This window comes from Vibrio sp. 1CM8B (genome assembly GCF_023161685.1).
Taxonomy (GTDB): Bacteria; Pseudomonadota; Gammaproteobacteria; order Enterobacterales; family Vibrionaceae; genus Vibrio; species Vibrio coralliirubri.
Map to the genome: position 1 here is coordinate 1 of NZ_JALNTU010000022.1, position 12,741 is coordinate 12,741.

Below are 12,741 nucleotides of genomic sequence, written 5' to 3' on the forward strand. Positions count from 1 at the left end.
TTATCTAACGATAAAACGTTTTGATATTCATCAACGAGTGCCCACACAGATTGATAGGTTTAAATTGTTAAAGAGCTACTCTTCGTTGTGACTTACATCACTTCGGAAGAGGCGGCTATTCTAGCGATTTAATTCTCAGTGTCAAACACTTTTGAAAATTAATTTCTACTTTCTAAAAGTAGAAGCGAATTATCGCTTAAAGCTAGTTGCCTAACTAACATTCTGCGCTGAAGCCTTGTGGCGTCTGCCGTGTCAGTGAGGCGGCATTATAGAGATGTTCATCACATTGGCAAGTGTTTATTAAAGAAAAATGCAAAAATAACGGTTACACGACGAATAAACACTCAAAGCTTTATTTATGCAACTTTAACTACAAAGTAACTACACAATAACCACAGACTTATCCACAACCGCTCTAATTTTATCCCCTAGAAACTAAAAAAGCTGCCTAATGGCAGCTTTTTAAATAGCAATGAGTCTAAATCCCAGAACCATATTGCTCTCCATCATCTTCATGGAGACCACATTCGCGTTTCAGCCCATTAAAACGAGTTTCCTCTTCAGTCATACCCGGTTCCCACTTCTTAGTTGTATGTGTATCTCCAACAGAAAGGTAACCCTGCTCTCGAAGCGGGTGATAACCGAGAGCATGCTCTTCTAGGTAATAGTGAACATCTTTATTCGTCCAATCGATTACCGGCAAAAATTTAAACACACCATTTTGGATAGATAAGATTGGCAAGTTTGCACGCGATTGAGATTGCTCTCTTCTTAAACCGGAAAACCATGTCCCAGCCTCGAGCTCGTCTAGCGCTCTTCTCATCGGTTCAACTTTATTAAGCTTGTTGTACTTCTCTATCCCTTCTATACCTTGCTCCCAAAGTTTTCCATATTGCGCTTCTTGCCAATTAGGGCTCTGTTGGGCGCGAAAGACTTGAAGGTTTAGAGTCAACTTCTTACTTAACTCATCGATAAAGCGATAGGTCTCAGGAAATAGATACCCTGTGTCCGTCAGAATAACCGGAATATCTGGTTTTGCTTGAGTCACTAAGTGCAGCATTAACGCGGCTTGAATGCCGAAACTTGAAGACACAACATGCGTCCCTTCTAAATTATCTAATGCCCATTTAACTCTTTCTAATGCTGTTAGCTGTTCTAACTCAGCATTAATTTGCCCAAGACGAAGTATTTGCTCCGTCTTAGTCAATGCGAGTAGCTCTGCTAACTTCAATTTTGAAGCGACAGAATTATGCATGCAGATCCCTCTTAGAAATGATCACCTCTTCGATGATGCCAGCTCGGATTGTAAAATCACCGAACCCTTCATTGTCGTTGCGTTCTGTAGCCCAACGTCCCACCAGCGCATCAATCTCTTCTAAGATTTGAGCTGATGTGATGTTCTCTTTATACATCTTAGGGATACGAGTTCCGGCCTTGTTGCCACCTAGGTGCATGTTGTAACGCCCCGGAGCCTTACCCACTAAACCAAGTTCAGCCAACATTGCACGACCACAACCATTTGGACAACCTGTGATTCGAAGGATGATGTTATCTTCTTCTGGTAATCCATGTTTTTTCAGAATGTCTTCAACATCCGTTACAAACTCAGGAAGAAAGCGCTCAGCTTCTGCCATTGCTAAAGGACATGTTGGGAAAGCCACACACGCCATTGAGTTTTTACGTTGCTCTGAAACAGCATCGTCCATCAAGCCATATTGACGCGCCAGTTTTTCAATCTTGGCCTTTTGACTCGTCGACACACCCGCAACAATTAGGTTTTGGTTTGAAGTCATGCGGAAGTCACCTTTGTGGATCTTCGCTATTTCAGCAACACCTGTTTTCAGAGCTTTACCCGGAAAATCAAGTAAACGACCATTCTCGATGAATAACGCTAAGTGGTGCTTACCATCAATGCCTTCCGCCCAACCAATGCGATCACCACGGCCAGTAAACTCATAAGGTCGGCTTTCAGAAAATTCTACGCCTGCACGCTTTTCTACTTCTGCTTTGAATACATCAATACCAACACGGTCTAGTGTGTATTTGGTTTTTGCATTCTTACGGTTTGAACGGTTACCCCAGTCACGCTGAGTCGTTACCACCGCCGCTGCTACATCTAACGTTTTATCTAATGGCACAAAACCAAAGTCGTCAGCTTTACGTGCATAAGTAGAGGTATCACCGTGTGTCATAGCAAGGCCGCCACCGACTAACACGTTAAAGCCCACCAGCTTTCCGTCTTCAGCAATTGCAACAAAGTTAAGATCGTTAGCATGAACATCGACGTCATTCTGTGGAGGAATGACAACTGTCGTCTTGAACTTACGCGGTAGGTAGTTGCTACCGAGGATAGGTTCTTCATCCGTTGTTTCTAGTTTTTCACCATCTAACCAGATTTCTGCATAAGCACGAGTCTTCGGCAATAGATGTTCACTGATCTTTTTCGCCCACTCGTAAGCTTCTTGATGAAGTTCAGATTCAACTGGGTTTGTCGTACACAGAACATTTCGGTTTACATCACCCGCTGTTGCAATGGAATCAATGCCAATGTTATTTAGCGTTTGGTGCATCAACTTAATGTTCGGCTTCAACACACCGTGGAACTGAAACGTTTGACGTGTTGTTAGACGAATTGAACCGTAAGAGGTGCTTTCGTCTGCGAACTTATCAATCGCCAACCACTGCTTAGGGGTAATGATGCCACCAGGCATACGCGCACGCAGCATGACATTATGTAAAGGTTCTAACTTTTGCTTGGTACGCTCGTTACGAATATCACGGTCATCTTGCTGATACATACCGTGGAAGCGGATCAACTGAAAGTTATCAGCAGTAAAACCACCCGTAATTCTATCTTGGAGATCTTGTTCAATCGTACCGCGAAGATTTTTACTTTCACGCTTCAGACGTTCGTTATCAGCCAAAGGTCCCAGTACTTGACCTAGCACTTCTTGCTCTATTACTTGCTTGCTCATTAGTACACATCCCTTTGGTAACGTTTCGCTTTACGTAAATCATTAATATATTGTTCAGCTTGCTCGCGGCTCTGATTGCCATGTTTTTCCGCAATTGTAACTAACGCTTCATGAACATCTTTCGCCATTCGAGTCGCATCGCCACAGACATAAAGGTACGCGCCCTCTTGCAGCCATTGCCAAACCTGAGCTGCTTGTTCGATTAAGCGATCTTGAACATAAACCTTTTCTTTTTGGTCACGACTAAAGGCAACATCAAGCTTGGTTAGCGCACCAGACTTAAGGTACTTCTGCCATTCAACTTGATATAAGAAATCTTGAGTGAAAGTTCGGTCACCAAAGAACAGCCAGCTTTTGCCTTCAGCATCATTGTTTTCACGCTCTTGAACAAAACTGCGGAACGGTGCGATACCAGTACCCGGGCCAACCATGATGATTGGTGTATTGTCGTCTTGTGGTAGTTTGAAGTTATTGTTGTTCTCAACAAACACCTTCACTTCACCACCTTCTTCAAGACGTTGAGCTAAGAAGCTAGAAGCTCCGCCTAAACGAGACTCTTCGCCTTTTTGATATTCAACCAAACCAACCGTCAAGTGAACTTCTTCATCCACTTCAGCTTGGCTTGATGCAATAGAGTAGAGACGCGGTGTAAGCTTACGCAGTAGACCAATCAATTCATCAGCCGATAGCTTAGTTTTCTTCTCAGCTAAAACATCGACAACTTGAGTATTACCCGCGTATTCACGAAGCTTGTCTTTGTCTTCCACCAGCTTAATTAACTTCTTGCTGCCCGAAAGCTCAGCAAACTTAGTCACAAGTTGAGGATTTGAAGATGTAATCTCGAATTTACTGACGAGTGCGCTGTGGATAGATAAGTTGTCACCATCGACATCAACACTTTCGATACCAGACAACCCAACCTTAGAAAGGAGCTGATTAGCGAGTTCTGAGCTGTTTTCAAACCATACGCCTAGCGCATCACCCGGTTGGTAAGTAATACCCGACTCATCAAGATCAATCTCGATATGACGAACATCTTTGCCCGAATCACGACCGGTGATCTTTTGGCTCGTCAATAATGTCGCGGTATATGGATTTTGTTTAGTGTATTGCGAATGACCGGCAGCTGCTTGACCGACTGGTAATTGAACCACATCGGCTTCAGTGCCTGTCGATAGCGTCTCTTTTACTTGCTCTAATGCTTTAGCGCGCCATTCCGTTGCTGATTCTTCGTAATCAACATCACAATCAAGACGGTCAACAAACGATTTAGCACCAAGCTTAGCGAGGAAATTATCGAAGTCTTTAGCCGTTTGGCAGAAGAACTCATAGCTTGAGTCACCTAAACCAATCACACCGTATTGTAGGTTTGATAATTTTGGCGCTTTCTTTGATTGTAGGAATTCATGCAACTCAATAGCGTTATCAGGGGCTTCGCCCTCACCATTGGTTGAAGCCACAAAAATGACGTGTGTCTCTTTGGCTAGGTTCTTACCTTTATAATCACTTGCATCGAAAAGCTCGACAGCAATACCTAAGGCTTTAGCTTCTGCCTCAAGCGATTCAGCGACGCCTTTTGCATTACCCGTTTGAGAAGCGAAGATAATGCTGAGCTTACCCGCAGGCTTAGCCGCTATCGCAGCGGCCGCTTGAGCGATTGGCGCAGCAGCACCGTCAGGCTGAGCTTGGCTCACTCCCCAAAGATAACCACTGATCCACGCCAGTTGCTGTGAAGACAGTTCAGAAACAGTTTGCTGAAGATGACCCAATTGTTGGTCATTAAGTGGTGCAGCTAGCCCAGGTAACTCATTAACCCCAGACTGTGCATTATTATTTTGTGAAGACTCTTTCTTATTTAAAGACATGGTCACGACATCCCTAATCATTGCGTGACGATAGATTAACCACTCCTTTTAATAACAAGAAAGAATAGAAAAGTATGTTTTATAACTTTTTGGAAGTAAAAACCGATTGAAACGTAAATTGCCTTACTGGTTTTCAATGCGTACTTGCTGAAAGCCAACCGCCATTGCTGACTTAGATGCTAGGTCTAAATCCGCGTAATGACATTCTTCACCATGAACATCAGTAAGCAGAACAAAGCCACCTCCCATATGGCGAAACTCCACAACCCAAGACCCTTCTTGAATTGAGGGCTCTATGATGGCTTCAACTAACAAGTTTTCTCTATATAAATTTCGTAATTCATTGAGTGTCATATTCCATCCCTTGCTTTGACCTCACAACATAGACCTTCTAAGAATAGACGCTAATTAGCTCTTTGTATTAAGGATGGTCGAAAGTGATGAATGTGCTAACTAATTCCAGAAAGATATATACTCAAGTAACCAATAGATATAAAAAAACGCCACTTAATAAAGTGGCGTTCTTAAAATTCGTTCTAAATTTGCTTTATATGGCCTAGAAGCGCACTTCAGCACCAGCAAACCAACCATCGACCATGACAAAGCTCTTACCTAGTTCCGAGCTAAAGAACTCATCCGAATCTAGGTCGATAACACGGTAACCACCACGCAGGGCAATTTCAGATTCTGATACAGGGATTCGGTACTGAACACCCGCCATCAAGTCAGTGCTCTTAATACCACTGCTATCACCGAACTCCATCGTACCAATGATATCGAAGTTGGTGTCCGGAACATTGATCTCTGCGTTACCGTAGAAGCTCCACGTGAATTCATCGAAACTGGTTTGCGCACCATTGGCTTTCGGTTCAATGTAGTTAGAGTTCGAGTATTGAGTAAACGTCACACCAGCATCGAAGTTCATCAACTTGTGCTCTAACAGTGTGTAGTAAAACGTGTAATCGTACTTATCAAAAGCCAACGAGTCCGCATCAACAGAGGTATAACGGAAGCTAGCATTTGGGAGCATTGGGGCATTATGCTCAAATGCGAAATACAACGAAGGTGAGTTAGAATCATCATCTTGTCTAACTTCGTTTAACTTTGTACTTCCCCACCACATATCAGCACCGACTTTAGCCGTGTAAGAAAACTCTTCAGCAGCAGACACTGCTGAACTTAAAGATAGCATTCCCACTAAAGCAATTAATGGCATTTTATTCATTTGAGATAGCTCCAATTCCATATCGTAGTGCTAATTGTATGCACATTCATAGATTATTGGGGAAAATTCTACCACACATCTTAAATTCTAAAACGATAAACCGCTGACGAGTAAAGATTTGACGGCACGATGACCTTAATAACGTCTCTGGTTAGAACTGTGTACAAAGTTTTTGAAAAACCACACACCGATTGCAATCACGATCAACCAAGGCAGTAACTTAAACACAACGCCCATCATACCTAAGACCAACATGACTAATAACGCTACTCCGGTTGCGGCCAATACCGTCATAAACGTGATACCTGTGACAAGCAGAGTTGCAACGAAAATAAGAACAAAGATTAATTCAAACATAATGGTCTCCCTAATGAGTTAATGACCTATCTTTCCTACTTTCTAACATTGCAGCTTCCATACCAAGTATGCCAACCCAAGAAAATCCTTATTTATCAGATAAATAAAAAGCCACACATCTTCATGCGTGGCTTTTCGGAAACTTGTAGTGGTAAATTTAGCCTCTAATGGCGAATTTAACCTTAAGTTTTTAACTTAGAGGGAGGTTAAACATTTAGCCCTTTAGGGATCTTAGCCAATGCTGTTTGCATCACTTCGATACCTGCACCTTTCTTATGTGCGTTTTCACTGATGTAGCGACGCCATTGTCTTGCACCAGGCATGCTTTGGAACAAGCCAAGCATATGACGAGAGATATGTCCTAAGCTTGCGCCATTTGAAAGTTCACGTTCGATGTACGGGTACATTTCTTCAACCACTTGTGAGCGCTTCTTGATTGGCGTGTCTAAACCAAAGATCTGCTGATCGACTTCAGCCAAGATAAATGGGCTATGGTAAGCCTCACGACCAATCATCACGCCATCAAGGTGTTGCAAGTGCTCTTTAGTTTGCTCAAGAGTAGTAATGCCACCATTCACGGCAATCACAAGATCAGAGAAGTCTTTCTTGATTTGGTATGCACGATCGTAATCTAGAGGTGGGATCTCACGGTTCTCTTTCGGGCTAAGGCCACTCAGCCATGCTTTACGCGCATGGATAGTAAATTGCTCACAACCGCCTTTTTCAGAAACCGTCGAAACAAACTTAGTTAAAAACTCATAAGAGTCTTGGTCATCGATACCGATACGCGTTTTCACGGTAATTGGAATATCAGTGACTTCTTTCATCGCTGACACACAATCTGCCACAAGCTCTGGCTCAGCCATTAAACACGCACCAAAGCGACCGTTTTGAACTCGGTCTGAAGGGCAACCTACGTTAAGGTTCACTTCATCATAACCGCGCTCACCAGCCAGTTTGGCACAAGCAGCCAGATCAACCGGATTAGAACCGCCGAGTTGAAGAGCAAGAGGATGTTCTTGCTCGTTATATTCTAGAAAGTCGCCCTTACCATGTAAGATCGCGCCCGTTGTTACCATTTCCGTGTACAGAAGAGTCTGCTGAGAAAGCAAACGGTGAAAGTAACGACAGTGGCGGTCAGTCCAATCGAGCATTGGAGCGACAGACAACCTACATGAATGTGTCATGGCAAAGTACCCTAGTAGCGAGTCAAAAAAATATGCTGGAATACCCAGCAAAAGCAAGGTCGGCTATTGTAAATGCTATGCCCTGTTTGTGCTATATGAACTTTGCCTCACACTTTTTTATAAACCTATTCACCAGATCTCTAATTCAGCCTCATTAATCAGTTATGCCTTGAGTCACACTGTCATTTTGAGTTACCTTGTCTTATTCAAAGTCGTGGGTCACAATACGCTCTGTACCTGACTTTAATAGAAATCATTGGCCCCCAAAACGTAGTAACCTAGAAATAGGGTTTAATTAGGGATGGCCGATTGAATGGTGAAAAATTTGGACCACACATTAATAGAGCAAGTTGAAGGGATATGCGCATCGCGAGGCGTTAGATTGACGCCTCAGAGAAAGCGAGTGTTTGAGCTCATTCTCTCTAATAAAAAAGCCTCCAGTGCTTATGAATTGTTAGAGCAGTTGAAAGTCAGTGAACCACAAGCCAAGCCTCCTACGGTTTATCGCGCTTTAGATTTCTTGTTAGAACAAGGTTTCATTCACCGAGTTGAGTCAACCAATAGCTTCATATGCTGCTGTTCTTGCAATGCCAACAAACATTTCTCCCAACTACTGATCTGCGATAAATGTGGCACTGTGATAGAACTGCAAGACGATGCGCTTGTCACCCTACTCGCCAGTAACGCTGAGAAGCATAGCTTTCAATTGACTAATCATGTCATTGAATCGCATGGCATTTGCCAATCTTGCTCCTCCGAGATGAAAGAATAAGATTATAGAAGAACATTATGCGCGCTGAATTTGTAAACCCGTTTTTAGCTTCTTTGATGAACGTACTAAAAACGATGGCTTCTCTAGAATTGAAGCCACAAAAACCAAGAGTTAAGAAAGATGAAATCGCTCGTGGCGATGTATCCGGCCTAATTGGCATGGTGGGTACACAATCTCGTGGCTCTATGTCGATCACCTTTGATGAAGGTCTCGCTCTCGAAATCATGGAAAACATGCTCGGTGAACGACCAAACGGCCTCAACGAAGAAGTGACCGATATGGTGGGTGAAATCACTAACATGGTGACTGGCGGTGCAAAACGTATTCTTGCGGAAAGCGGTTTTGACTTCGATATGGCAACGCCAATCGTGGTTTCCGGTAAAGGTCATACGATTCGTCACAAGTGTGACGGAGCAATCATCATCATGCCTTTCTCATCTCAATGGGGTAATGCTTTCATCGAGATCTGTTTCGAATAGAAACAACCGCAGTAAAAAATACAAAAGGCTGACGTGCATGCGTCAGCCTTTTTTATTACCTGCGATTTAGCCATTCTTTGACCTACAGATACAAAAACGCCAACCCGAAGGTTGGCGTTTTTTTGGTGCTATCAACTCAATTAAGCTTTCAGCGCTTTAAATGCGTTGATTAGACCGTTAGTTGAGCTGTCGTGAGATGTTACTTGAGCATCGTCAGCAAGCTCTGGAAGAATTTGGTTTGCTAGTTGCTTACCAAGTTCTACACCCCATTGGTCGAAGCTGAAGATGTTCCAGATAACGCCTTGAACAAAGATCTTGTGCTCGTACATCGCGATTAGGTTACCTAAAGAGCGAGGGTTGATTTGCTTAACAAGAATAGAGTTCGTAGGGCGGTTACCTTCAAATACTTTGAAAGGTACAAGTTCAGCCACTTCTTCAGCTGTTTTGCCAGCAGCTAGGAATTCAGCTTCTACTGTTTCTTTTGTCTTACCGAAAGCTAGCGCTTCAGTTTGAGCAAAGAAGTTAGACATTAGCTTCTGGTGGTGATCAGATGCTGGATTGTGGCTGATAGCAGGCGCGATGAAGTCTGATGGGATCAGCTTAGTGCCTTGGTGAATCAGTTGGTAGAAAGCGTGTTGGCCGTTAGTACCAGGTTCACCCCAGATGATAGGACCTGTTTGGTACTCTACAGGGTTGCCTTCACGGTCAACAAACTTACCGTTCGATTCCATGTTGCCTTGCTGGAAGTAAGCAGCAAAACGGTGCATGTATTGATCGTAAGGTAGAATTGCTTCTGACTCAGCGCCGTGGAAGTTGTTGTACCAAATACCGATAAGCGCAAGGATGACTGGAATGTTGCTTTCAAACTCAGTTGAAGCAAAGTGGTTATCCATCTCGTGAGCACCTTCTAGTAGCTCAACGAAGTTATCGAAGCCAACAGATAGTGAGATAGAAAGACCGATTGCAGACCATAGTGAGTAACGACCACCAACCCAGTCCCAGAATTCGAACATGTTGTCAGTATCAATACCAAACTCAGCGACCGCAGTTGCGTTAGTTGATAGTGCTGCGAAGTGTTTAGCTACGTGTGCGTTGTCACCCGCTTCAGCCAAGAACCAATCACGTGCAGAGTGCGCGTTAGTCATTGTTTCTTGAGTCGTGAATGTTTTAGATGCCACTAAGAATAGCGTTGTTTCTGGGTTAAGAGGCTTAAGTGTCTCAACGATGTGAGTGCCATCTACGTTAGAAACGAAGTGCATGTTTAGGCGAGTTTTGTATGGCGTTAGAGCTTCAGTCACCATGTATGGACCAAGGTCCGAACCGCCGATACCGATGTTAACTACATCAGTGATCTCTTTACCAGTGTAACCTTTCCACTCACCAGAAACGATGCGGTGTGTAAACAGTTCCATTTTTGCTAGTACTGCATTCACTGCTGGCATTACGTCTTTGCCATCAACCATTACTGGGTTGTCGCTACGGTTACGTAGAGCAGTGTGAAGTACTGAACGACCTTCAGTCTTGTTGATTGCATCACCACCGAACATTGCTTCGATTGCAGACTTAACTTCAGTCTCGTTCGCAAGAGCAAATAGGTGCTGCATAGTTTCAGCATCGATAAGGTTCTTAGAGTAATCCACTAAGATGTCAGAACCGAAACGAGTAGAAAAGCTCTCGAAACGCTTTGCATCTTGAGCAAACAGCTCTTTCATATCCATATCTTGAGCAGACTCAAAATGTGCCGTTAGAGCTTTCCACGCTTGTGTTTGCGTTGGGTTGATATTTTTCAACATGGTATCTATCCCGATGTTACTGTAGGTTTTATTCTAAACGTCACCTGGGTGATGAATAGAACCCCCGATTAGGCGAAAGTTTATATTTTTCTGTGATGACCAAACCGCGTCACCACTGAAAGATTCTTTGTAATTTTTTTTCACGACGTATTATGCCGCATATGAAGAGCTGTACCTTGAGATAAATCAGGATTAGATTTCCTGACAGAAGAATCGGTACAGACTCTAGCTCTAACATAATTAAATGTGAGCGACACCTGATAAATTCAAGTTCAAAAGATAGCGTTAAACCACTTTTTTTCCAAATACATTATAAAGGATGGCGTATGTGGATTCAGAAGACTATACACCTAAATGCACGAAAGCGTGGATTTCATCTCATTACTGATGAAATTGAACAACAGATACACGATATCAATTCTCTATCTGTTGGTTTATTACATCTTTTTATCCAACATACCTCTGCCAGCCTCACGCTAAACGAGAACGCTGATCCTACCGTCCGTACCGATATGGAGTCGCACTTTAATAAGTTTGTCCCAGAGCGAGCGCCCTACTACAGACACACCTATGAAGGTGATGATGACATGCCTGCCCACATTAAAGCATCGACACTTGGCACCAGTGTGACAATACCAATTAGCAATGGTCGTTTAGCTTTAGGAACATGGCAGGGCATTTACTTAGGAGAGCACCGAGATTGTGGTGGAAGCCGAACTGTGATTGCTACGATGCAAGGTGAGTAAACTGCTTGAAAACAATATTTCCTTAATAAAAACAATACCTTGCTAATAAAAAGAGTGGTGATTTTCCACAACCACTCTTATAAAAATAGTATTTGGCCTACTGTAGGCCGAAAGCTTTAGAAGGGCTGATTGATCATGATCCTAAAAGTCCCTTCATCACCACCTCGCGCCAACTCAGCACGTACAACAATGCCTTCCACTTGGAAACGCACCGCGCCACCTAAGCTCCATTTCATGTCTGAGTGCAGTGTTTTGATGTCGTACTCATCCGCAACGCGCCCGACTTCGGCAAACGCTACCCATTGCCACCAAGGCAAATCATAGTAATTAATCAATGGAATATCACCCAAAGGTTGCCAGTCAGGAATCACTCGGTACTCAGCAGAGTAATGCACTGCAGAGCGACCGTGGTAGCGACCTCCGGTATAACCTCGTAAGCGATACAAGCCACCTAATCGAGCTTGTTCTGTCTCCGGTGGGCGAGCACAATCTTGCCCAGAGCAGTTATCCCACGTTGGCGTGTCAGCCGTATAGAAATCGAATGCTAAAACTTGTTGATCGAATAGGTCCCCTAAAGGACCTAAAGCAAAGTACTGGCTATTTTGGAAGGTCCACTTAAGCCATAAGTCATCGTTAGACCAACTCTCTGCGCCTGTTGTGAACTCAAGGTTAGTATGAGAGCCCGTGGTTGGGTTACGTGTGCTATCACGGTTATCCCAATCCAATGCCAGACTAAAGCCTGTCGCCTCTTCCGTGTTGTTTAAACCTTCTAGCTCACGTGCCGTATAAAAAGGCGTGAAGATAATCGAACTGACACCCGACTCGACTGGCGAAGCAAAACTCACATCTTTGATTGGCTGAAAAGCCCCTAACAAGCCATGTTCTGCAACATTGCCCCAAGGTAGCAAATACTTGAATTCAAACTGATAGTTCTGTTCTAAGCCATCGGCAATGGTTTTATCATCAATAGATGAATCGTTATCGCCTTGAGAGCCTATGTAATAAGGATTGTCGTTGAAGCGCGCTTGGTACATCTGAGTACTGAATAAAACATTCTCAGACAAAGCGTAGTTAAAGGCCGATAGAAAACCGACATAACTGTCTTTGTCTGAATAGAGTGCCATACCAAACAGAGCGGCTTGAGGTTGCCAAACGCCCTTTGCGACACCCGCAACCCCAAAGGTATTGCCCAAAGTTTCAGTACTAAAATAGAAAGGGACAAAGGCTGAATCTTTTTCTTCGCTCAAGACAGAAGAAGAAAAGCTGACACTGGCTAACGCCAAGACTGACGTTAGCCAGTGTCGAGTAGTTCGCTTGAACATCATTTAGTTTACAAGATCCA

12 protein-coding genes are annotated in these 12,741 nt (G+C 43.5%); 3 read left to right on the forward strand and 9 right to left on the reverse strand.

Annotated elements, in window-relative coordinates:
- Positions 1 to 478: 478 nt before the first annotated feature.
- The 7 genes from MSG36_RS23170 to dusA all read right to left on the reverse strand — a co-directional run bounded on the left by MSG36_RS23170 (position 479) and on the right by dusA (position 7,609).
- A complete protein-coding gene (locus MSG36_RS23170) occupies positions 479 to 1,255 on the reverse strand; it encodes a phosphoadenylyl-sulfate reductase (RefSeq protein ID WP_248369861.1) in 777 nt (258 codons plus the stop codon).
- Positions 1,248 to 2,975, reverse strand: coding sequence for an assimilatory sulfite reductase (NADPH) hemoprotein subunit (cysI, locus tag MSG36_RS23175; RefSeq protein ID WP_248369863.1), 1,728 nt, complete (start codon positions 2,973 to 2,975; stop codon positions 1,248 to 1,250). The genes MSG36_RS23170 and cysI overlap by 8 nt, the downstream gene beginning before the upstream one ends.
- Entirely contained in the window at positions 2,975 to 4,840 is a 1,866-nt protein-coding gene (locus MSG36_RS23180) for an assimilatory sulfite reductase (NADPH) flavoprotein subunit (RefSeq protein ID WP_061040039.1), read from the reverse strand. Before MSG36_RS23180 ends, cysI begins: the two co-directional genes overlap by 1 nt.
- Before the next feature lie 123 nt (positions 4,841 to 4,963).
- The gene (locus tag MSG36_RS23185; protein ID WP_004735813.1) at positions 4,964 to 5,194 is read right to left on the reverse strand and encodes a hypothetical protein; all 231 of its coding nucleotides are present in this window, start codon (positions 5,192 to 5,194) and stop codon (positions 4,964 to 4,966) included.
- 202 nt (positions 5,195 to 5,396) lie between these two features.
- Positions 5,397 to 6,065 (reverse strand): TIGR04219 family outer membrane beta-barrel protein, encoded by a 669-nt coding sequence (locus MSG36_RS23190; RefSeq protein WP_048669402.1) that lies wholly within the window; start codon positions 6,063 to 6,065, stop codon positions 5,397 to 5,399.
- A gap of 135 nt (positions 6,066 to 6,200) precedes the next feature.
- A complete protein-coding gene (gene pspG / locus MSG36_RS23195) occupies positions 6,201 to 6,422 on the reverse strand; it encodes an envelope stress response protein PspG (RefSeq protein WP_017059950.1) in 222 nt (73 codons plus the stop codon).
- Positions 6,423 to 6,628: 206 nt separating this feature from the next.
- On the reverse strand, positions 6,629 to 7,609 hold the full coding sequence (gene dusA, locus MSG36_RS23200; RefSeq protein WP_248369864.1) for a tRNA dihydrouridine(20/20a) synthase DusA: 981 nt from the start codon (positions 7,607 to 7,609) through the stop codon (positions 6,629 to 6,631).
- 313 nt (positions 7,610 to 7,922) lie between these two features.
- Here dusA and zur point away from each other — a divergent pair, with 313 nt between their 5' ends.
- Entirely contained in the window at positions 7,923 to 8,381 is a 459-nt protein-coding gene (gene zur, locus MSG36_RS23205; RefSeq protein WP_048661606.1) for a zinc uptake transcriptional repressor Zur, read from the forward strand.
- A gap of 17 nt (positions 8,382 to 8,398) precedes the next feature.
- Positions 8,399 to 8,860, forward strand: a complete 462-nt coding sequence (locus tag MSG36_RS23210; protein WP_017059940.1) for a chemotaxis protein CheX — start codon at positions 8,399 to 8,401, stop codon at positions 8,858 to 8,860.
- Between the two features lie 140 nt (positions 8,861 to 9,000).
- On the opposite strand, the gene pgi is transcribed toward MSG36_RS23210, so the two are convergent.
- A complete protein-coding gene (pgi, locus tag MSG36_RS23215) occupies positions 9,001 to 10,653 on the reverse strand; it encodes a glucose-6-phosphate isomerase (RefSeq protein WP_017632690.1) in 1,653 nt (550 codons plus the stop codon).
- A 326-nt stretch (positions 10,654 to 10,979) separates the two neighbouring features.
- On the opposite strand from pgi, the gene MSG36_RS23220 reads away from it, so the two are divergent.
- Positions 10,980 to 11,399 (forward strand): secondary thiamine-phosphate synthase enzyme YjbQ, encoded by a 420-nt coding sequence (locus MSG36_RS23220; protein ID WP_017059938.1) that lies wholly within the window; start codon positions 10,980 to 10,982, stop codon positions 11,397 to 11,399.
- 116 nt (positions 11,400 to 11,515) lie between these two features.
- Here MSG36_RS23220 and MSG36_RS23225 read toward each other — a convergent pair whose 3' ends face one another.
- The gene (locus MSG36_RS23225) at positions 11,516 to 12,721 is read right to left on the reverse strand and encodes a BamA/TamA family outer membrane protein (protein ID WP_248369875.1); all 1,206 of its coding nucleotides are present in this window, start codon (positions 12,719 to 12,721) and stop codon (positions 11,516 to 11,518) included.
- Positions 12,722 to 12,741 lie beyond the last annotated feature (20 nt).